Genomic DNA, 20,239 nt, shown 5'->3' with positions numbered 1-20,239 from the left:
GTTATGCACGCTCCGCAAAAGTATTTACTGCATAGCCACGACCACCCGCCAGATCGCCGAGCAGGGCCATCACCGCCGGGTAAGAAGGTCTGAACACCTCACCATCAGCGACGGCATAGGTCGTGGTTACGGCACCCTCCACGCGCTCGGACTTCACAGCTGCTTCTCGCACACTGCCCAGCAGATCGCCATCCATCGCCTCGACCGCCAGCATGCATTGCGCAGTAACAACCTGACGCGGTACCTCTCCGGCAGGCAGTTCGTATCCGTCCAGTTCGATGCCCGCGCGCGGCCACGCCAGCGGCTGCTTTGGTTCGCTTCGCCAGCCGGCCCAGTCCAGCCCCTCAAGGTAATCCATCGCCCGGATGAGCAATGGCGCGATCTTTTCCGGCAGCGTGATATCGCGCAGATCGGCAAAGGCTTTCAAATCCCCCTCGCCTGCATAGCTGTTCATGGCCGGTGAAGTGATATCGGTAATGATCATCGTTGCACCCAAAGAAACGAGGCTTGCGCCCCGTCAGTTAGTCTTCGGCAGCGGCAGTGAAAGTGATTTCTTCACTGGTTTGCGACACTCCATCAACTGTACCCGTCACGGTGAACGTTCCTGCGGTATCGGAGGTGAGTTTCACCGTAGCGCCACCGGCAGAGCCGGTCTGCGATCCCGCAGTGCTCAGCGTGCCGCCAGTAGACGACCAGGCGACAGCTGCTCCGGTCACGCCCGCGCCGTTACGGGTATATTTCAGGGAAAAGGTAACCGCATCGGTACTGTCAGCAGTTGCGGAGGTTTTATCCGCTGACAGTGTTACTCCCCCGGGGCGGTTCCCAGCTTGATCAGCACGCCCGCAGTGGACTTGTTGCTGGTGAAATGCTTCTTCCAGTTACCGGCTGTGCCTATGGCAGTCAGATCCGGATTCTCGCCTTTGGCCGTATCCCAGCTGTAGCCCAGCAGTTCAACATTCACCGTACCCTCCGCACGGTAGCCAACCGCGAGGTTTTCCTGGTCATTGATGTCGTAGGAGCGGAAGCCCGGCGCCTGCGATTCGGTCACGGTCACCGCACCGGCCACCAGCCCCAGAATGGCGGCGGCATCCATGGTATCGGTCACCAGCACCGGCTTACCCAGGGTGCCCGGCTGGCCGCCGTACACCACCACGCCCGCTTCTTCGTAAATCTTGCTGGCGATCGCCTCGTCCACGATGTCGAAGTAGGTAGCGGAGTGCATGACGAACAGCACCACGCGATTAAATTTGTCGCCGTATTTGCGCAGCCCGCGCGTAAGGGTTTTCTTTCCGTCGGTTTCGATATCGGCGGTAACAACCATATCGGCATTAGCTCCGATTGCAGCCGTTAGCGCCTTCAGGCCATATTTCACGTAGCCTTCCAGGGTGGCATCAGCCACATCAACGCCGATCACCTCGGAGAACTCATCCACCGTGCGGCCACGGCGTTTGAATGCCTCTTCAGTGGTTTCGTACGGACCGTATTTCCACGGCGCCTTAACAGATACCGCTTCGCCTGCACCGATTTTTTTGCCGTTCACTTTGCCGACGGAGTTCACGTCACGCGACTCGATGGAGCCACCTACCTTGTAGAAAGCGCGCTTGCGGAAGTCGCCTTCAATCAGCTCGTTATCCAGCAGGATCGCACCATTGGAAGAGGTGTTAAACACTTCCAGATTATCCTGGCGGCGCTCGAGGAAAGCGGTCTGTGCCAAATCGTCATAGATGACCAGATCGTTATTAACAGTTGTAGCCATTGAGTAAGTCTCTTATTTCGGGAGTTTGAGGAAGGCCTGCTGGCCATGCTTGCGGATATAGTCCGCCTTTTCGCTGGCGCTCATTTCTGAACGTTTCTGGCTGCCACCACCGCCTGGCTTGTGTCCACCCGCACCGGTACCTTCTGCACGCGGGAACAGGTGCGGTGCCGTCTCCTTGAGCGACTCCGCCCATTCAAGCGGGCTTAGTGGGGTTTTGCCGTCCTTACCGAACAGAACGTCGCCATTCGCATCAACTGCTACGGCCTCGCCTTCGTCGTTGAGCTGGAATGTGCCTCTGGCACGCAGGATCAGGTCATCGGATGCTTCCGCCAGTGCGCCAGCTTTTGACGCTGCCGCCCGGATGGCATCACCCAGTACACGATCCCGGAACTTGCCGGAGAAGGCTTCGGCCTTTTCCGCGCGTTCATTGGCCGCTTTGATCTGCTTATCGACATCAGCGCGCAGGCGCTCGGTGCGTTTATCCAGCACCTCGTCAATTTTCCCGGCGGCGATCAGCTTTGCCTCTTCGTCGTCGGAAAAACGCTGCAGGATGCCGCGCACGGCATCAGGGTCGATGCCTTCATAGCGGGACAGGTTGTCTTTCTGCTGCTTGATCGTACCCAGCAGCTCAGAGTTTTTGGTTTTCAGGCCGGTCACCTGAGCTGCGACCTGATCATCAATCAGCTTCTGAATTTCTGGGGTGATTTCGGTACCGCCACCCCCGCTGCCCTGGCCATCGTCTTCAGGTGCGTAGTATTTCAGGAGCATATTTCGGATTAACATGGTTTCCCCTTGGGATGTTATGGGCCTAGCCCAATAAAAAAGGCCGCCCGGAGGCAGCCATGTGTAAAAAGGTTTTGGGGTCAACTGAGCGCTTTCAGTCGGGCCAGGCTTATCCATTCGCCTTTGTCCGTGAACATCTCCCCGAACTTTACCTCGCCAGCGCGGTAAAGCGCGGCCCGCTCCGGCCCGAGGATCTCATCCTGTCGCTGCGGCGACTGCCGGGCCAGCCATTCAAGATAGGTGGTATCCGCCGGCACCTGCCCGTCCATGCTGGCGCGGGTGCCTTCATCCAGCTCTTCGCTGTCGATCCCGAGCTCACGCCATGATTTGGTAATCAGCGTCTCCGTGGAACGGCAGCAAAAGTGAATTTTTCCCGGCCCCTGCAGGTAAGGCACCTTGTGACCGATCGGTTTGTTGTTCAGGGTGTAACGCAGGCGATCACGGATGATGCACGTCGGCGTGGTTTTATTGTCTAGCGTGGAGAGCCACTGCTTACCCTTCAGGATATCGCTGTTGGCCTCTGCAAAGTTAGTCCGTGCCGTGGCCGCCAGGTGATTCACAGCCGTTTTGGTAATGCTGGTGGCATTGGTCCGGCTGACCTGCAGCGCCCCGTCCTTATAGCCTTTGCTGGCGATCCCGCGCACCTGCCGGGCAATGGTCTCCGTGGTATCACCCATCAGGTAGCCGCGGCGCACTGCATTAACAACGCGTGCCATGCGGTCGGCTTCCAGATTATCGGCCCACTCGCTCAGTAACCGCCCTTGAAAGGGCTGGGCCATGGCTGCCGCGTATAGCTGCTCAGGCGTGATACCCTGCAGCGGGTACCGCTCTTTCACCCGCTGCGGCAGCAGCGTATCAAAAAGGCTCAGCTGATAACCCGCTTCGTGCCCGGCCAGTTGCAGAAGCTCATCCGCCAGGCTGGTCTGCATGCCCGCGATGGCCTGCTGGTTAAGCTCACGTACGCTGCCAAGCAAACTTTCGAGACGGGCCACGGTAAACTGACTGGTGGGCAGACTGTCCATCGCCACCAGCAGGCGCGCGGTGAGTTCGGCGTCACTGTCATTCAGCAGCTTCACCATGCGGTTTGCCAAGCCAGTGCTGTAGCGGCTGATCCAGACGGTGTGGGCTATGGCTTCGTCACGTAACCTTTCATTTACTGTTGCCATTGTTACCGCCGATCAGGGTGGGATTGGGGTTGTGCAGTTCGTCAATAATATCGTCGGGGCTGTCTGCCGGATTGATGAGGTCAAGCTTCTGCAGCGCACGAACCATATCAGTGTCGCGGATTGCACCGGACTGCCAGGCGTTCACAATAGCGGTAACCATGCCGGACTCGGCGACCTTAGCAATGAACTCCTGGTTGATCGCATAGGCCGCCTGCTGCTCGCCGACGCCCAGATATTTCGCGCACCAGCCGATGGCCAGTGAGTAGGCCTCTGATACGTTGGACACGCAGATACCCAGCACGGATGTGGATGATGTCTGCTCGCTGCTGGACTGGGTCGCAGTCTTCACCGCTGCGTTCTGCTCAATGAGCCGCGCACCCAGCTGCACCATGTAGTCGCGCTTGCTGTCCATCGCTTCTTTCGCCAGCATGTTGGGCTGAGCCTGGGCATAACCAAAGCTGCCCTCACGGGGCAGAAGCAGTGGCGAGCGGGAGCCGATTTTGACCCCCTTCTTCTCCAGGTGATCGCGCCATCCTTCATCCAGCCCCGTCATGTACGGCTGAACCTGGCCGGAGAACCACACGCTGTCTTCGTAATCGGCGCTGTTCCGGAAGTGTCCATGGTTTATCTCCACCAGCGCAGCCAGCGGAGAGTCATCGATAGAAGGATCGTTGTTCTGCGCGCCGACGAAGGTGAACGGGATTTCGTCCCAGCTGTCTTTGCCTTTGGGCTTTGGCTGGTATTCGCTGGTAACAGCGAACGCGCCGGAACCGGCATCCCCGCTGCGACGCCACACACGACAGACGAAACGCCCCTCTTCGAGCGCCAGCTCGCGATACTGGACCTCATCCTTGAACGCATAACCATCTTCCTTCTCCACGCATTCCCGCAGCACCACCAGCACCAGTTGATCGCGTCCGTTGATACGCTTCGTGCGCCAGTTGATGATGTTCTCGGCCAGATAGCGCAGGATGATGGCCTGGCCACTGCCCTCAGCGTAATCGACATAAAGCCCGTCACGGGCCACCTCCAGCACGTTCTCGGTCACCAGCTGCGACTGCTGGTAAATGCTGGTGCCAGCGCCGTCGGCGTTCTTCAGGAGATAGCTCAGTTTCTCCGGCGCGGAAAAGGTCGGATCCTTTCTGAAGGCCAGCCCGAGGAGGCCAATCTTGGTATTACCAGTAATCGCGTAGAAGACCGCCCGCTGCAGGTAGTCTTCGTTGCGCTTGCGGTTGCGTAAGCTCTTGTCTGTGGGGTCGAGCAAAGGCAGATAGTTGTTGCCCGGATCTTTTACCGCCTCCGCCCCTTTGCAGAAGTCCCTGATTTTCTTCCAGGCAGCACTGGCCGCCCGGTGTTCAGGACGAACCCAGGTGATGTCGTTATTAGCCATATCAGAAGGTGGTATCCATGGTGATTGAGTATGCTGGTTTAACGATGGGGTAATCCTTCACAATGAAATACCCGCCACCATCGTTGGGGTGATCGTTATCCGCCTTTTTGTCCGGCTCGCCGTTTTTATCCCATACCTGCTGCTCAAGACTTTCCGTATAGACCGGGCAGCGCTGGACGTTGACCAGGTAGCGGCGTTCGCCCAGCGCATTGCAGAACATGGCGTTCATCGAGTTGATACGATCCTTCACCGGCGGGTTGGAAGCGTTAACCATGATGCTGAACCCCGCCTCTTTAAGCTGAGCGATATCGGTCAGGCTGGCGCAGTTGGATTTGCGGCTGTCGCCGGAGGCGTCCGGGTATATGTAGATCTGGCGGCTGGCAACGTAGCGGCCGCCCTCATAGCGCCAGAACTCTTCCTGAATGCGTTTGATCATCGCCGGAGTGTCATAGACCTTCACCAGCTCCCGCACCGCTCGCGGCAACCCTTCACGTTTCACATGAACGATGGCGGCCATCTTACCGACGTTGAAGTCCATGCCGATAAACAGCGGCTCGCCCGGCTGCTCTTCGTCGGTGCAGTTATTCAGCTTACGATCGAACTGGTGGTAAATGGTACCACTGGTCAGGTTAGTAAAATGCCCGCGCAGGTAGGCTTTAATCAGCTCCGGCGGATAGCTCGCCAGCAGCGACGGAATATAGTCGTCCGGTAGGTTCGCTTCGTTATCGAATGTGGAGGCCTGCACCAGCCCATACAGAGCCGCCAGCTCCGGCTTATCGCGTACCGCCTTGACGAACTGCTGGTAAACGAACTTATACCCTTCGGGCGTGGTGGTGACATCAATGCCGTTGCGCAGGCCAGCGACCTTATAGCGCATGCGGGCAATGATTTTCCGCCATGCCTGCTGCGCTTTGAGCGCGGGCATCACGTCCAGCTCATCCACCAGCGCGTTGCCGATTTTAAACCCGACGATCGTGGCCGGTTTCTCCATCGAGCGGCAGATAGTGGTTCCCCGGTACTGCCGCCCGGCATAGAAATGGACCTCTTTGTTGCTCTCGTTAATCTGGACCTTTAGCCCCCAGTCGAACGCCACCTCTTCCACTGTCGGGTAGAAGATGTCGCGGATCTGCGGATAGGTCGGTGCGAAATAGCCCTGGTTGATTTTGGGAAACTCCCACATCCCCTTGCAGATGCCGCCGCAGCCAACCCACGTCTTACCGGAACCGAACCCGGCAACATAGGCCTTAAACTTATGCGGCATAGCAAGGAAGCGCGCCTGTGGAACATTAAGCGTCGGCGCTATCATCACGAACCCTCGCGTCTACCACGTTAATGTTGATTGCAACTGGTGCCGGGACATCATCATCTGGATCGGCTGCCAGCTCTTTGCGCAGTTTCTCCACCTCCAGCTGTCGGCGCTCAATTTCAATTTGCTGTAGCCGCTGCGCAAACTCGCTATCAGCCAGCCCAAGGCGCTTCATCACAGCTTCATACATACGCTCACGGCTTATGGCCGTTATTTCAACGCCATTCTTGCCCAGCTTCACGCCGGAGTAAGCAAGGGCCGCGACAGGGGGTAGCTTTCGAGTGTCAGCGAAGTATGGCTGCCCTATTCCGTCGCCATTGCAACGTGGGCAGTCAGAGTTAGGCTCGCGATTGTGGTCATAGCCATAACCGCCAGGGTCTTCCGGGAGTTTTGCGCGCTCGTTGCCTTCAACCTTTGCGATAGCCTCATCGAACTCCACAGCGTCGCGCCATTGGTAGTGATGACCGAAGCCCCAGCAATAGCGGCAGGCGCCACGGCGATACTGTGAAAGCTGGTTTGCATCGAAGGTGGCGAGCTGCCACATCTGGGCGAGGACTTCATCGGCACTGCCAAGAGTGCGCTCAATGGAGGCTTTTTGCTGCTGCGCAATGGCCTGAGCCACACTAACTTTTGCTAACAGCCTTGCACCCTGCTCATTGGCTGTCTTTTTGCTGTACCCCGTCCGGATAGCTGCCTGTGTGGCATTGCGATCCTTGAGGTATTCTGCGACGAAAAGTCTTTGCTGGGCCGTCAAGCCATCATCATCCACCAGCTCATCTGCGCACTTTTCCTTTTGCGCAGTGCGCACTTTCTTCTGCGCAGTTTTTTGCGCAGTTTGCGCAGTAGGCTTTTTGATGTGTCGGCGTGCGGTTGCATAATTCAGTCCCTGCGCTTCACACCACTCCTTCGGTGATACGCCGGTTTCGGCATGATCGGACAGGAACCGTTGCTGAAGCACGCCCCAGTCCGGTTTTGCCATTGGTTACTCCGCTTATCCCCTACAGGGTGTAATTTCAATTTATCCGCTATAGACATTACGATGGGTCTACCCATGGTGATGGCAATAAAAAACCGCCCGGAGGCGGTTTGTATATGATTTAACGCTCGCTTGCAGTTGGCGCAGCACAATCTTTTAAGCCGTGATATTGCCGCTCTGTTAATTCCAATTCTCCAACCTCATAAGCCAAAAGATATTTCCTGGCTAACGGTACAGCCCATTCCCTTTCTTCGGGAACGGGTACACCAAGTAATCCCTTTAATATTTTGTTATAGGCGTCGTCGCTTAGTCGTTCCATATAGCTCCTCTCTTAGGTTAAGGAAATCATCTCATCACAATTGTTTCAGCGGCAAGTGATTTTCCTCCCAAGGATGAGCTTTGGAATGGACACAAAAAAGGCCGCTCAGTGGCGGCCCTATTCAGTTATTGCTTTGGCAAATCCCGGTAGTGGTATCTGCCCCTGCTTTTCAAGTCGTTCAATCTTGGCGAGCAGGATGGGCTTTTTCACCCTTCCCCAGCGATTGAGAAGACGACCTGACATACTCGCTACGTCTTTCTCTTTCATGAACTCCAGCATGACCGCGTTTCGCTCTTCCTCAAACTGGCGCTGGCCTATCTGAAGCATTGCGTACATCCAGTTGAAAGCGTTGATGTATGCGATCTTGATCCGCATGGCTTCCTTCTTGGTATAAGACATCACAAGAAGCATTAACCCATCCTTGCGGAGACGGTAGAACTTCTGCGGCTTACCATTTTGTAACTCATTGTTTTTATAGCAAAGCTCAAAGTTGAGCTTTGTATCAAACTCTGGAGGGCAAGCATCAATAGTCCTTTCAATATCGCGCACTACGTTTTTCGATAGCTTGCCAAATGCTTTTGCCACCATAAAAGAATCTGTAACCGGATCGTTGTTTGCCACAAAAATCAGATCTCGGAAATCGATGCCGTTAACGACTGTTGGGTAGTTCATAGCGTGTACCTTACTTTGAGATGAACCTTTGCCGCATAGGAGATCAGCCCGTCGAGGCTCGCCAGCACTAACTGACTCCTCAAAGGCTCATTCCAAAGGATTGGGTTCGACGTAGTTGGATGCGCTGCGGTGCGCGGTGAAATTCTGGCGTAAAAAAACCCCGCACGATAGCGAGGTTTGATGCTGCTCTTTTTCAGAGCGAGATATTAAGAGCGGGTGCTAGTGTGACAGCGTGGCCTATTTATATTGCTCATTTGCTCATTAGTCAATACTCGCTCGTTTAGCCAGGTGGCTATGCTTAAAGTCCAGAGGAGAGACTGTGTCAGAGCCTCAGGGATGTGGTTCTATTTATGGTTTTGTCGCTGTAGCCACAATATCCCACCAGCCAACACCAGGAATTGTCCTGGTTGCGCACCCCTTCGCTTGTTAAATCAGAGCTATAGACCATATTTAGTATTCCCTGCGAGGCTCCTACCTACACCAGGGAATCCCATGGAGCTGTATCATGACCCACATGAGCACACTCAATAAAAAAGTCTGTTAATAGCATGTATTGCCCTCTCTCCAGGGGGCATTTTTTTACTATTATCAAGCCCACACGCAGATGAACTTTGGAATGGCTACTGTGAGCTGCGTGATGCCTCTATCTTCCTGATACTGGCCTTATCGATATTGCACTGGCCCAGCGCCGACAGCAGGCTCACATTCAGATCCAGACTGGCCCCGTAGGTCAGCGGTTCAGGGATAGCGGGCTGTTGCGTCTCAGCTGTCAGGTTTGCCGGAAACGGCACCACCGGAGCCTTTACGTAAACTGTCCGCGAATTGCCGCAGCCGGTCAGCAGCTGCAGGAGGCACAGGCCGATGAGCGCAATCATCATTCGCAATAGCCACTTTGATATCTGCCTGGGCTCCCTGTGACTCCAGTGCGATCTGGTTCTTTGCATCCTGGTTGGCCTCTGAAATGGCGTTGATGATGTTCACGGCCTGAATGACATTGGCAGTGTTGGCGTTCTGCTCAGCAGCATCTGCGCGCGACTGTTCCGACTGGTATTTATCGTGGTAATGGATTACAGCCCACCAAGGCACAAACACTAGCACCACCCAGACCACCAGTTTCCAGTTGAGGCTGTTCATGACAGTACCGCCTGCGCCCGGTTGTAACGCACCTTGCGGTCAGCCAGCCCATTCTGCCCACCGTTGATGATCTGCGTGACACGCACAATATCGTCGGAGTACAGCAGGCAGCCGCGTAACGCAAAGAACCAGGCAGCCGATCGGGCAGCGTGTCGTTCCTGCACCAGCAGTTCCGGCGTACTCACCAGATCCAGCTTCAGGGCCGCGCCGCATTTGGTGTAGTTCTCACGTCCAGTGACCTGCAGCAGGCCACGGCCACGATACTTCCAACCATCGCCCTGGGTGTTATTGCCCATGCGGCCGCCGTATACCAGGTTGGCGATCTGTGGTTGGTGGGCGTTCTGCTTGCCGTCTACCCGGCCCAGCATCTCGCACTGGTACGGCGTCAGGCGCTTACCGAAGGTTTTCTTCAGGCCGTCTACCGAATAGTTGAAGTTCTCTACCAGCGAAGTGAATCCAGCTGATTCGTGGCCCAGTTGGGCGATGAACATAGCCTGATCGTTAACTGCGGTGATACCGAACTCTTTCATTGCCGCGTCGATATGCGGATACCAGCGCGCAGCTAACCCGGCGCTTAGCCCAGCCGCCTGCTGAAATTGTGCCTGATTCATAGGGTTCCTTACTTGGTGTCACCACCAAAGCGGACGTTGATGACTCGGTTTGCCACGGAACGGACCTGCTCGACGCCGACAAAGCCCAGCGCCCCGCCGATTGCAATGGAGAGGGATTGAGGAAGGTTGACGTAATCCAGAGCGGATACAGCTGTTAACGTCATGGCACCGCACATCAGGCCTTCCAGCAGCATCTTTTTCCACCCGCCGCCGCCGTAAGCAATTCTCAGCACGGCCATCACAACCGACAGCAGCACAGCACCAATGGGTGTTTCGCCACGCCACCAGCCGTGGAGCAGATCAATTAACTCCGTCCAGGAGTGAGGGTCGTTGTTCATTTTCATGTCTCTCACCTCGCAGGTTCGCGGGTGCTGTGCTCTAAGGGGGATCAGGCTATCCGGACGAATTAACGACAAGACGAGTGATGGGGGAATCCGGGAGCCTGAAATTGAAAAGGCCGCCAATCGGCAGCCTTCGAAAGTAGTGTTGTGTTTATTACGGGGGAGGAAGCGGACCTTGAAGCACCTCCGCCTCGCCGTCATTGCAAATATCGTAACCCTGAGTCAGATGCCATGTACCTCTGACTATCTGCCCTGTACGCAGGTCTTCAGTTTCGCCATCGGTATAGAGGGCAACTTGCACCCTGCCGTTGTGCTGTATCCAGTAGAAACCTTCTTCCATACTTACCGTCCTCTTCAAGCTCTGAAAGAACTCATCAAGACGACAGTATCCGATCTCTCAAGACCGTGCAAAAAAGCTCATTGTTGAGTGTGATGCCGGGTGCCTCCCGGTGACTCTGCGCCAGACCGCAGAATCGCGCTACTCACCTGCCAGTCTAGTCGCCCCGCCGCATAGGGGGATTCATCACAGGCACAGCCTAGTCTTCTTCCTGCCATAAAGCTATTTATATCTGTATATTTATTCAGTATGAACAAAAAGACCAACGGTGCTCTGCTGGCTTGGGTCATGGAAAACAAAAAGGCCACCAATCGGCAGCCTTAGAAATCTGTAGTAATGGGACTGTAGTGCCGGGTGCCTCCCGGTGATCCTGCGCTAGACCACAGAATCGCGTCATTCACCTCCCAGTCTAGTCGCCCCACCGCTTAGGGGGATTCACCACCCGCGCACTGTACGTGGCTTGCATCTTAAAAGATACATTTAATTTACAAGTTACTTCATAATAAAAAACCCCGCAGTAGCGAGGTTCAGAGTTTTTAACTCTGGACATATAAAGCCCATCGTTAGTAAGAAATTAACACAGATTCCGGAAAAGTAAATAGCCCTCGCTTGAAACGTAAGCTATTTCCGTGAGCGCTATCGCGTTATCTGTTTCAGCTGCGCCTCTGCCCACGCCTCTTCAATGTCGAATTTAGTGATCAGTTGGTCGTAGAACCGCTTAACCGACTTTTCCCAGGTGGCGACAGAGATCGTATCGGTAATCAGGCAAACAGCCGCATATGCCTCAGTCGAAGGGATCCGCTCGTACCCTCTCCCGCCGCAGCGCTTGCAGTCGGCCAGAACCGGAACACCCTGCTGATCGGTCAGTTCTTTGCTTACCGCTTTACCGCGCCCACGGCAGTCGCTGCATGCCGCGCTGACCAGGCCTGTTCCATCGCATTTTTTGCAGAGCACCCTGGCAGACTCTTTGACCTTCACCATTCCAGCCACGGTCATCTTGCCTTCCGGCTTGCGGTATTTATTGGTGAATACGTCGGCCTGGATAAACCCCTGCCCCGCGCAGCAATCGCATTGCTTCACGCTGGCGGCGCTGCGCGAGTAATCTTCAAAGGCGAACGCGGCCAGCTGGCGCATCAACAGTGGCTTAACTCCGGCTTCCAGCTTGCGCAGCGCAGCGACCTTATCGCATTTGGTGAGCGCGTACTCGGCCAGTAGCGAAATCGCCCTGTCCCGATCGTTCTTGCTGATCCCCATCTTTCCGAGGAAAGCACTGTAGCCCATGGCAGCGCGTTCCTGCGTCATGCCCATGGCAGCCATGATATCCGTACCGGTTAGTGAATCTGATGCTGTAGCACGCGGGGAGTCGCTAATCATCGTGGACTTTGCGAAGTGGTATTTCACGGTGTTTTCGAGGTTCATGCTGCGACTCCTGCCATTTGGTAAATGCGAATAAAGTTGCGAAGAATGCGATAGTCCACCAGCACCGTTCCGGGGCGGCGATAAATGCGAAGGCGTAGCCAGCGCATGCGAAGCGATTCAATCAGTTCTGGTTTCATGCGGCCACCTGCTGTTTTAGGTCTTTGAGTTTTGCTCGGTACTCATCGCGGATCCGGATGTAGTCGTCGCGCTTCCATTTCGGTAATTCGTGTGGGCCCATAAGGGCATCAAAGCGGGCCTGGCCGATTTTGGCGATCAGCGCCGGACGGTAGGCCGTCAGGTTGCCCGACAGATGGTTATTGCAGGCTGAGCATTGCTTATGGCAGTTGTCTTCGTTGAAGCGCAGTTCTGGATTGGCGCCAGTCGTGCGGAAGTGGCCGGCGTGGTATTGCCCGTCATGGTAGCGGCCGCAACTGATGCATGGCTGATGTCGATCCCGGTACCGGATGAACTCGTTGAAGGACTGCTGTGCCTGGTCGCGGAAGTAACTTAACGGCTTCACTGCCTGGCGACGCTCGGCCTGCCGCGCACGCTGCTCCTTCTCCTCTTCGCGCTGGCGCTTCTTCTCAGCACGCAGAGCCTCGGCCCGGTTCTTCGCGGTCTGCGCTTTGGCAACGGCGGTGGCACACTCGTAGCAGCAGACCACCTGCCCGTCACGGATCGGGTAGAACCATTCACGGCAGCTCTGATTTGCGCACTTACGGCGAGGTTTCTTAGCCATGCTCACCCCCAGACCTTTTGGCGGAATGTCCGCGGCGTGCGTTCCTGCCGCTTTGCTTCCGGCAGCCTGGCGCTGACGGTCCAGGTGATGAAGTCGGGATTGAGACTGCGCTCTACGGCAACGCCGCGAGCCCGGTATGTAGCCATCAGTTCGTCGGCCTGCGCCGTAGTGCAGTCGGTATGCTGGAACCATGAGGATTTCATCGGCATCATCCCCCGAAGCTCATAAGCTGCGCAGCGGCGTTCTCAGCCTCGCGCTGGTCCCTGAATGCCCATGACAGAATCCAGCGCCAAAGAACATCGAGCGCGGCCCTGTAGAGCTGCTGAAATTCGGTCTCGTCCATATTGGCGAAGGCGATGCTGCGGGGGTGTTTCGGAGGGTGCCATCAGGTAGCTGGATGGCGTCGTAATGTCCGGATTCGATGGTCACCCAAGCGCGGTAGGCGTCGAAGGATTTGCACAGGCTGATGCCATTGTTGATGCGGCGACTTCCCACCTGCTCGAGATACTGCTCAGCAGCATCCAGCAGCGCAGCTTCGCTACCACCGATCAATGCCAGGAACTTCGCGTAACCGGTAACCAGCTTGCGTTCGTTGGAGGAGATAGCGCCGCCGGTTGGCTCCCAGTATTCGAAGCCGAGATTCAGAAGAGCGAAGAAGCGACGATGGAAGGCCGGATTACGGACCTGTTTGAAGTCGGCCACCAGCACGGCGCCGAGCTTGATTTTTGATTGCAGTAATTCGCTGGTCTCCGGCGAGGCGGGGATCAGGGTTCCTGCAGAATTCTTGATGAGTTGTAACTGCGCCATGGTGTTCTCCGTGGCGCATCAGGTCAACGGGTGTTCAGTCCGTTGATATCATAATATCAGAGGGTTGATTGACGTGGTAGCCGAGGCGGCGAAGAAAACGGGTTCCGGAAGAAAGATTAAAAATCCCTTCATCCTCCAGCAGCGGGCGGCACGATACCATCCCATTTTTGGTGTATACGAGACATCGGCCCTCAAACAGCATGGATCCAATAAGCTTGCCGTCTGAACGCCTGATAATGTCGTACCAGTCACCCTGCTCCTGCTTTTCTTTCATATCAACCTCCTCACTTTGCTAACCACAAATACCATTTCCCGGCGGGGAGAAATCCACTCTACAGTGCCAAAATAACAAATGGCGCAAATTTCCTAATAGGTTCGCCGGAAGAAAAATTCATTTTTTCCTGTAGCATCTGAACCATACAACAAAATACTGTATATATAAACAGTGATCATGCGTTTTGGTTAAGTATGCTCCTGGAACGTATGTCTATGCGCTCCCACTCACCTTATTGATTTGAATGAATTTTAGTGCTACACCCGTGTAAAAAACTCACGTTAATTTCAAGACTCGCGAAAGATGGAAAGGGCTGGGTTAAATATCTGGTTAGAAACCCTCAACCCTACCGAACGCAGAGCCGGGCTGCGCCTGGGGGTATATTGCGACGCTGACACTCCATGTCAGGTTGATAATTTGTTGCCGCTCTGTGGCTAATATTTAATCGATTTTAAAGATCATTATCACTACATCGATCGGTAATATCGATCATGCTATTGCGGGTCGGTTCCTCAGGCGGCTAGCTGCCGAGTAAAAGGCCTCCGAAGAGGCCGTGGCTGCGTCGATATGGAAATCCACATATCGTATGGTAGGTAATGTTGTTCGCACATCCCGGTTAGGTTTGCATACAGCAACGCTTTAGCGAACGGCACCTAAGCAATGTTTCAGGGTGCGACCTATTAGCCAAAGAACATATTAAAATGATCATTAATTTAGCCAAGTCCGGAGCAAAAGTCTTTCTATCTTAATTTTTTACTTTATTTTAGCCATGCCCTGAATGTAAGCAGCAATTTTGGTCTTAGTTTTTGCGTCCTTAAAATATCTATTAAAAGAAAAAGATGCGTCATCTTTCTGAGCTTTCTCTACCATAGCACTGATGTACTTAATAGATGTTGGGATGAATGTAATAGCTTTTTGATAATCTAATCTATCGACCCCATTAACATCACAAATTTGGCCTACAGCGAACAGCACATGATATGCACCATCGATTAGGAACATATGTGCCGGATTGAATTTTTCTTCTCTCCTAATAGCAGATTGCAGCAACTTTTTCTTATTTTCAATAACCGTTAACACTTTTATCGCTGCCAAAAGATCATCAGCCATTAACTCATCTGTAAATACAGTCTCATAGAGGTCTGAAAAAATCCTCCCTCTATCTTTTTTAGCAACTTCAGGTAAATCCAAAGAATAAGCCAAGTGGGCTTGACCGGCATTTAAAGCATCAACCCTAACACCTTTAGGTTGATTTGAATGCTGACCATCCTTTCGATCATAATAAAGACCCATACCTTCAAAGGCTTCTTCTAGTTTTTTCTGGATTTCATCATTTGACCGAAGATCACGACTCTTTATTGGCGTTTGGCTGTTTGTAGATTCCGCTATAGCCAAACTAACTGGTTGAGACTTTGTTTCAATAATCCTGGCCAATATTAAAACATCATCTAATTTTTCGGTTGAATTCAAACTAGCCTCAAATAATGCATTGGAAGTTTGTCCGCCATTAACGATTTGTATATTATTCAATTCAACTAACGGTGCCCTTTTCCCTTTTATGTAAGAGAAGGAATCACAAGTAATGGTAATTCCATTATTTAAATACCAAAACAATGGACTACGATCCGACAATGCCGTTTCGATTATGCGCCTATTAATTTTATTTGTACGGCTTAAATAAACCCTTACATTATCATTGAAAATTTCTTTCCTGACTTCTTTTGGATTTTCAGGGTTAGTTATAATCCTGACTATCTCAGAAGCCTCTACCGTGCATATCAATCCTCTGATGCTCCCATCAGTACGATCAAAATAGTCCTTATCAACTATTTGTAACTGTTCATTAATGATGCTATTTTTTCTTTCAACAAAGTAATTAACAATAGTGTCTAGGCTATGATGATGAACATTGAAATATTTGTATTTGCTTAATGATGCATTGGCTCTATCTTTTTCACCTATCTGCATCTCCATTGTGTTACCACAAAAATGCACTTCAATAGAAGGATTGCTTTTTTCAAGCGCAGCCCAAATCTCTTTTATTTTATTCCACAGTATTGGATTACAAGTTTTCTCCAAGGATTTATTCAAATCCAATAAATCAATAAAAAAAGATACTAATTTATCAATCTCATTGCTTGGGAAATTCTTTTTTGTATTTTCATAGTTATCTGCATACTTGAATTGAAATATATGGATAGAGTTTCTACCTTCTCTATCATCTACATAGACAGCATCTACCCCTCGGTCCATTGAGCCATCGGTTATCGCATCCTCGGCCTCTTCCTCAGATACATTGAGTAGTGTTGCCACCATCAGAATTGGAAAAGCCTTTTGTGGTATATCGATACCATTATCAGGATCCAAGTAAGCTTGCACTTTATGATGCAGTGTATTCCAATCTAATAAATTAGCCATCGAAGTACTCTTGATTTAGGTTAATAGATACGAAAATATAGTTAACTTACGCCAAGTTTATACCTTACGATTTGCTCATAGCAACTGAAACGGTCATAAAGTTAGATCTGTACATAATGTTGCGTGGCAACGGTTCGGTCAGCAAGAGAAGTTTTTCATCCAAGCAATTAGTGTTACGCCGAAAAATAGTCACGATTGCCCTTTTAACATGCCTTTCACAAATATCACCTAATGATTTTGACGACTTCACCACTGCGCTATAGCAGAATAAAGCACGAGCATCATGTTTGATGAACCAGAACATGCGTGAGCCACAGCACATATCCAAAACGGTTTACTCTGCCATCATCACTCCTCCTCCAGGTGCAACCGACGCACCCGAATTAAGTGTGGATTCTTCAACTTACATAGCTGGGCTGTCGCATCGTCCATCGTGGAAAATGAAAAGGCCTCCTCGATAGAGCGCGTCCAGTATTTAGCTTTGTGTTCTCCCAAGTCTTTCTCAAAATAGAGACGATCTACGCCTACCCACTTCGGCTTCCCGTTCATCATCACGATGCCGCGATCATCGAAAAGAATATCATCGCCTTCGAACGTCATGAGGACAAATGGTCCCTCAGGTTTAACAGTGCTGAATGTCATTGGCCTGCTCCCATGCGAAGTAATGCATCATGAAGAGTCATTGCACCGACTTCTCGTTGAGCAGCATCTTCGTAACTAATGCCGTTCGACTCCATGATGCAGTCCCGATCGAGATACTCGTAGCATTCATCCAGCGCTTTGCGGATACCCTGGTGCTGCATGGCCGCCAGCGCATCCCGCTGCTTCGTCATCTCGCGCAGCGCCGCGGTGGTGCAGTCCAGACGTTCTGCCAGGCGAGTGAACATCTTCGCCATATCCATGATCGCCGTGTCGCTGCTTATCGCTTTCGCGAACTGATGACCAACTGCCACCAGCTCTTTGTTGTTCAGTGAATCACTCATGCCCGTGCACTCCCGATAATTTTGTGGATCTGATAGCCCTGCCAGTTCTGGCGGCAAACGTCTGCAATGCTGGGTTTCTGCCGCGTCACCGGCAGAGGCTTGATGCGCACTTCCCCGCCTGGCTCCATGACGTAGACCGGGTGGCGGCGCTGGCCGATGTTCTTCACAGCACCAGCAGAAACGAGATGTTCCAGCAGGCGAAAGGCCTTTTTGCTGTCGCAGCCAAGCAGCCGGCGAACCTGACGCGGGGTTATCTCCCCGCTTCGCTGGATAGCGCGGATGATTGTCCAGAGGTTGTTACTTGCCATCTGCAGCCCCCTTGCCACCCACGGCACGCAGGTGTGACACTTTCCCGCGGTAGCTGGCCCAGTCGAAATTGACCCAGACGCCCGAGTCCATCCGCAGGCGGTCGATGACCCGCGCACCGAGTGTGGCAACCAGCTCGTCGTAATTCAGGTTACTCAGGATGCCAACAGGCTTCATGGCAGAGAGTCGGCGGTCGATGACTTGGTTGATGATCACCTTCTCGCCGCTGGAACCGCGCTGTATCCCGACTTCGTCCAGCACCAGCAGATCGACGTTGCAGAGGTCGTTCAGCAGTGATGATTCGGACTGGCCGTCGTCGTAGCATTCGCGGACGCGGAGCATCAGGTCAGGAATGGTCACCACCAGAACGGAGTGGCCAGCTGCCAGCAGGAAATTACCGATCGCCGCCGCCAGATGGTTCTTTCCGGTCCCCGGCGCGCCGCTGAAGACGAAGCTTGCAAATCCACCGCCGCCAAAATTCTGCGCGTAGCTCTTCGCCATGCTGTACGCTTGGCGCTGCTCCGGGCTCGACACCTGATAGTTCGCGAACGAGCAGCTGCGGTGCAGAGCCTGAATGCCAGCACGACCAAAAATCTTTTCCGAGCGTGCACGCTGATTCTGCTTGTCGATCTCCTCAGAACGCTTGCGGCCCTCGGCTTCCTGCCAGGCTTGCCACTCTTCGACGCTGTTAAATTTCGGCTGTACGCTGGCCGGGATGAACTTCTTCAGGCGCTCAAGCGCGCTGCCGGTACCAATCATGTTTTTCATCACTGCCCCCTGAACCCTGGTGGGATGGTGTTATCTGGACGGGAGATGGTATTGGGATCCCGAACGCCTGACGGCGCTGTCACTTTCCAGGCTTCCTCGTAGTGTTTCGAGGGGCCAAAGAACGTTGCGGCCTGTTTGACGTACTCGGTGTTAAATTTGCCCGTAGCTCTCACGAAGTCGGCGTATCGCTGGGTGCCGTCAAGTAACTCTTGAACCGTGGCTCCCGAGTTAACTCTGGCATTCCAGGCTTTGCAGGCATCCGCCTTGCTGTTGCCTCCGGCGCGCTTTGGATAAATCGCCCACACCTGCTCGAAGTCATCTGAATAGGCGTTCTTTTTCGGAAGCGCATTGCCATCGGCCGGAACATCACTCTCTGGGGGTGTGGCGGAGCCATGCCCCAAAGTATTTTCCTGTTCCTGTTCCTGTTCCTGTTCCTGGTTAAGAAACCGTTCCAGAACCCTTTCGGAACCCTTAAGTTTTGAGCTTCCGATATGGGCTATAGCATCGGCCATGACCCGCGCCAGCTCTGACTTCACAGTTGATTTGTCCGGCACCTGAGCAAACAAACGCAGAGCAGCAATGCCTTGGTTGGGATTTTCTACGGGATTCCACCGCATGAAGTTCAGAATAAGAACCCATTTCGAGGCCGGATCACGCGTTGCGAAACCGTTTTTAGATAGCTCGTCAAACCCTTTCGAAACCCTTTCAGGCTTCCAGTTGAGATCTTCCGAAACGTATCCATCAGGTAGGCGAAAACAACCAATCATGTTTGTGTGTTGCCCGGTGAGCAGGTACAGCGCTAGCAGGCGGGCATCATCAGAAACCCGACGCATTCCATCGCTTATCCAAAAAGATGTATGCACCTTGCCGTAATCACGCATATAAACCCCTGAATGCTTAAATTGCTGTCGGTTCGTCAGTTCTGGCGGAGTGCTTAAAGACGATCTCGACGCACAAAAAAACGCATTCCTGACAGATTGAAACGCCATCCCCAGCGATGAGAACGCCAGCGACTTCGACATTCGTCTTTCTGCAAAAAAAGCACTTGTGGGTTGGCTGGATGTTTACCTTGTTACTAGTTGCTGACATACTGATCTCCGCAATTGCTTGACGTTATTGCACCTGAGAGCCCTTTCTGTTCCCGCAGAAGGGCTTTCGCCTTTTCTGAATCTGTCATAGCGCACCACCCAGCATCGTCGTTACCATGGCCATCAATGGCGCCACAGAGTCCGGGCCGTCCAGGTAGAAGCTGGCGACAATCTTTTCGCTAATCTCCTTCAGCCGAACCTGCTTTGGTGCTTTGAGCATGACGGCCTGAATAGCCTCGGCGTCCTCCTTCACCGTTCTGGCGATTCGAAGCGCAACTTCGTCGTGCTTCACAACGCGATCCCGGTATGCCAGGGGCAATGCGGATAGAATCGCTGGCGTCAGCAGTTCTACGTTCGCCCGGTATGCTGCCGAGTTCTCCTTGTTGTCTAACCAACGAAACATCTTCACGTTCCAAACGCCCGGCTGAATGTTGAGATCAATGCCTTGAATCATCATCTCCTCCGCCACTTCTTTGATTTGCAGTGCAACGACCAGGCGCCCCTCGTCTGCAGCCCAGGCACGGACTGCCGCACATAAGATACGGTGGTCAACGTTACCAGCTGACTCTTCGCTTTGGTGATACTGGAATATCAGGCGCTCTGTTGGCGCTCTGTTATTCTGTTGAAAAGAAAGTGTTTGCATTTT

Annotated in this window: 27 protein-coding genes and 1 pseudogene; all 28 read right to left on the bottom strand. The window is 53.2% G+C overall.

The window, feature by feature from the left end; genetic code table 11:
* Position 1: 1 nt before the first annotated feature.
* Positions 2-484, bottom strand: a complete 483-nt coding sequence (locus ACP4QI_RS09970; RefSeq protein ID WP_426494747.1) for a DnaT-like ssDNA-binding protein — start codon at positions 482-484, stop codon at positions 2-4.
* A gap of 37 nt (positions 485-521) precedes the next feature.
* Positions 522-800, bottom strand: coding sequence for an Ig-like domain-containing protein (locus ACP4QI_RS09965; RefSeq protein ID WP_445730318.1), 279 nt, complete (start codon positions 798-800; stop codon positions 522-524).
* Between the two features lie 2 nt (positions 801-802).
* Positions 803-1,756 carry a major capsid protein gene (locus tag ACP4QI_RS09960; RefSeq protein ID WP_103179517.1) on the bottom strand — a complete coding sequence of 318 codons (954 nt, stop codon included), beginning with the start codon at positions 1,754-1,756 and terminating at the stop codon, positions 803-805.
* A gap of 12 nt (positions 1,757-1,768) precedes the next feature.
* Positions 1,769-2,539 carry a hypothetical protein gene (locus ACP4QI_RS09955; RefSeq protein WP_103179516.1) on the bottom strand — a complete coding sequence of 257 codons (771 nt, stop codon included), beginning with the start codon at positions 2,537-2,539 and terminating at the stop codon, positions 1,769-1,771.
* Positions 2,540-2,619: 80 nt separating this feature from the next.
* On the bottom strand, positions 2,620-3,705 hold the full coding sequence (locus ACP4QI_RS09950; protein WP_426494748.1) for a hypothetical protein: 1,086 nt from the start codon (positions 3,703-3,705) through the stop codon (positions 2,620-2,622).
* Positions 3,689-5,095: a DUF4055 domain-containing protein gene (locus ACP4QI_RS09945; RefSeq protein ID WP_336653723.1), complete on the bottom strand. Its 1,407-nt coding sequence runs from the start codon at positions 5,093-5,095 to the stop codon at positions 3,689-3,691. Before ACP4QI_RS09945 ends, ACP4QI_RS09950 begins: the two co-directional genes overlap by 17 nt.
* A 1-nt stretch (position 5,096) precedes the next feature.
* Positions 5,097-6,404, bottom strand: a complete 1,308-nt coding sequence (locus ACP4QI_RS09940; protein ID WP_426494749.1) for a terminase large subunit domain-containing protein — start codon at positions 6,402-6,404, stop codon at positions 5,097-5,099.
* The gene (locus ACP4QI_RS09935) at positions 6,382-7,380 is read right to left on the bottom strand and encodes a terminase small subunit (RefSeq protein ID WP_426494750.1); all 999 of its coding nucleotides are present in this window, start codon (positions 7,378-7,380) and stop codon (positions 6,382-6,384) included. Before ACP4QI_RS09935 ends, ACP4QI_RS09940 begins: the two co-directional genes overlap by 23 nt.
* Before the next feature lie 118 nt (positions 7,381-7,498).
* Positions 7,499-7,696: a hypothetical protein gene (locus ACP4QI_RS09930; protein WP_426494751.1), complete on the bottom strand. Its 198-nt coding sequence runs from the start codon at positions 7,694-7,696 to the stop codon at positions 7,499-7,501.
* A 117-nt stretch (positions 7,697-7,813) separates the two neighbouring features.
* Positions 7,814-8,368 carry a Rha family transcriptional regulator gene (locus ACP4QI_RS09925; protein ID WP_426494752.1) on the bottom strand — a complete coding sequence of 185 codons (555 nt, stop codon included), beginning with the start codon at positions 8,366-8,368 and terminating at the stop codon, positions 7,814-7,816.
* A 620-nt stretch (positions 8,369-8,988) separates the two neighbouring features.
* Positions 8,989-9,312, bottom strand: coding sequence for an Rz1-like lysis system protein LysC (lysC, locus tag ACP4QI_RS09920; RefSeq protein WP_426494753.1), 324 nt, complete (start codon positions 9,310-9,312; stop codon positions 8,989-8,991).
* 186 nt (positions 9,313-9,498) lie between these two features.
* Complete coding sequence (locus ACP4QI_RS09915; protein WP_426494754.1) at positions 9,499-10,113, bottom strand: glycoside hydrolase family 19 protein; 615 nt, start codon at positions 10,111-10,113, stop codon at positions 9,499-9,501.
* Between the two features lie 8 nt (positions 10,114-10,121).
* The gene (locus tag ACP4QI_RS09910) at positions 10,122-10,457 is read right to left on the bottom strand and encodes a phage holin, lambda family (RefSeq protein ID WP_273946228.1); all 336 of its coding nucleotides are present in this window, start codon (positions 10,455-10,457) and stop codon (positions 10,122-10,124) included.
* Positions 10,458-10,608: 151 nt separating this feature from the next.
* Complete coding sequence (locus ACP4QI_RS09905; RefSeq protein ID WP_426494755.1) at positions 10,609-10,794, bottom strand: hypothetical protein; 186 nt, start codon at positions 10,792-10,794, stop codon at positions 10,609-10,611.
* 633 nt (positions 10,795-11,427) lie between these two features.
* Positions 11,428-12,210 carry an antitermination protein gene (locus ACP4QI_RS09900; RefSeq protein ID WP_426494756.1) on the bottom strand — a complete coding sequence of 261 codons (783 nt, stop codon included), beginning with the start codon at positions 12,208-12,210 and terminating at the stop codon, positions 11,428-11,430.
* Positions 12,207-12,347 carry a YlcG family protein gene (locus tag ACP4QI_RS09895; RefSeq protein WP_426494757.1) on the bottom strand — a complete coding sequence of 47 codons (141 nt, stop codon included), beginning with the start codon at positions 12,345-12,347 and terminating at the stop codon, positions 12,207-12,209. The genes ACP4QI_RS09900 and ACP4QI_RS09895 overlap by 4 nt, the downstream gene beginning before the upstream one ends.
* Positions 12,344-12,949 (bottom strand): recombination protein NinG, encoded by a 606-nt coding sequence (locus ACP4QI_RS09890; RefSeq protein WP_426494758.1) that lies wholly within the window; start codon positions 12,947-12,949, stop codon positions 12,344-12,346. Before ACP4QI_RS09890 ends, ACP4QI_RS09895 begins: the two co-directional genes overlap by 4 nt.
* Positions 12,950-12,951: 2 nt before the next feature.
* Positions 12,952-13,158 carry a hypothetical protein gene (locus ACP4QI_RS09885; protein ID WP_426494942.1) on the bottom strand — a complete coding sequence of 69 codons (207 nt, stop codon included), beginning with the start codon at positions 13,156-13,158 and terminating at the stop codon, positions 12,952-12,954.
* A pseudogene (locus ACP4QI_RS09880) lies at positions 13,158-13,756 on the bottom strand (DUF1367 family protein). The gene ACP4QI_RS09885 and the pseudogene ACP4QI_RS09880 overlap by 1 nt, the downstream one beginning before the upstream one ends.
* A gap of 34 nt (positions 13,757-13,790) precedes the next feature.
* A complete protein-coding gene (locus tag ACP4QI_RS09875; protein WP_285125598.1) occupies positions 13,791-14,030 on the bottom strand; it encodes a hypothetical protein in 240 nt (79 codons plus the stop codon).
* Positions 14,031-14,783: 753 nt separating this feature from the next.
* Positions 14,784-16,448, bottom strand: a complete 1,665-nt coding sequence (locus tag ACP4QI_RS09870; protein WP_426494759.1) for an AIPR family protein — start codon at positions 16,446-16,448, stop codon at positions 14,784-14,786.
* Positions 16,449-16,796: 348 nt separating this feature from the next.
* Positions 16,797-17,090, bottom strand: coding sequence for a hypothetical protein (locus ACP4QI_RS09865; protein WP_426494760.1), 294 nt, complete (start codon positions 17,088-17,090; stop codon positions 16,797-16,799).
* Positions 17,087-17,431: a hypothetical protein gene (locus tag ACP4QI_RS09860; protein ID WP_426494761.1), complete on the bottom strand. Its 345-nt coding sequence runs from the start codon at positions 17,429-17,431 to the stop codon at positions 17,087-17,089. Before ACP4QI_RS09860 ends, ACP4QI_RS09865 begins: the two co-directional genes overlap by 4 nt.
* Positions 17,428-17,739, bottom strand: coding sequence for a hypothetical protein (locus ACP4QI_RS09855; RefSeq protein WP_426494762.1), 312 nt, complete (start codon positions 17,737-17,739; stop codon positions 17,428-17,430). The genes ACP4QI_RS09860 and ACP4QI_RS09855 overlap by 4 nt, the downstream gene beginning before the upstream one ends.
* The gene (locus tag ACP4QI_RS09850; protein WP_426494763.1) at positions 17,729-18,505 is read right to left on the bottom strand and encodes an ATP-binding protein; all 777 of its coding nucleotides are present in this window, start codon (positions 18,503-18,505) and stop codon (positions 17,729-17,731) included. The genes ACP4QI_RS09855 and ACP4QI_RS09850 overlap by 11 nt, the downstream gene beginning before the upstream one ends.
* On the bottom strand, positions 18,505-19,386 hold the full coding sequence (locus tag ACP4QI_RS09845; RefSeq protein WP_426494764.1) for a hypothetical protein: 882 nt from the start codon (positions 19,384-19,386) through the stop codon (positions 18,505-18,507). The genes ACP4QI_RS09850 and ACP4QI_RS09845 overlap by 1 nt, the downstream gene beginning before the upstream one ends.
* A gap of 16 nt (positions 19,387-19,402) precedes the next feature.
* Complete coding sequence (locus ACP4QI_RS09840) at positions 19,403-19,594, bottom strand: ClpX C4-type zinc finger protein (protein WP_426494765.1); 192 nt, start codon at positions 19,592-19,594, stop codon at positions 19,403-19,405.
* Between the two features lie 84 nt (positions 19,595-19,678).
* A complete protein-coding gene (locus ACP4QI_RS09835) occupies positions 19,679-20,236 on the bottom strand; it encodes a toxin YdaT family protein (RefSeq protein WP_426494766.1) in 558 nt (185 codons plus the stop codon).
* Positions 20,237-20,239 lie beyond the last annotated feature (3 nt).

Origin of the sequence: Leclercia sp. TB492 (assembly GCF_049974505.2) — a bacterium.
GTDB lineage: Bacteria > Pseudomonadota > Gammaproteobacteria > Enterobacterales > Enterobacteriaceae > Enterobacter > Enterobacter adecarboxylatus_C.
The sequence above is the reverse complement of the archived record's forward strand: the minus strand, read 5'-3'. Positions and strand labels throughout refer to the sequence as shown.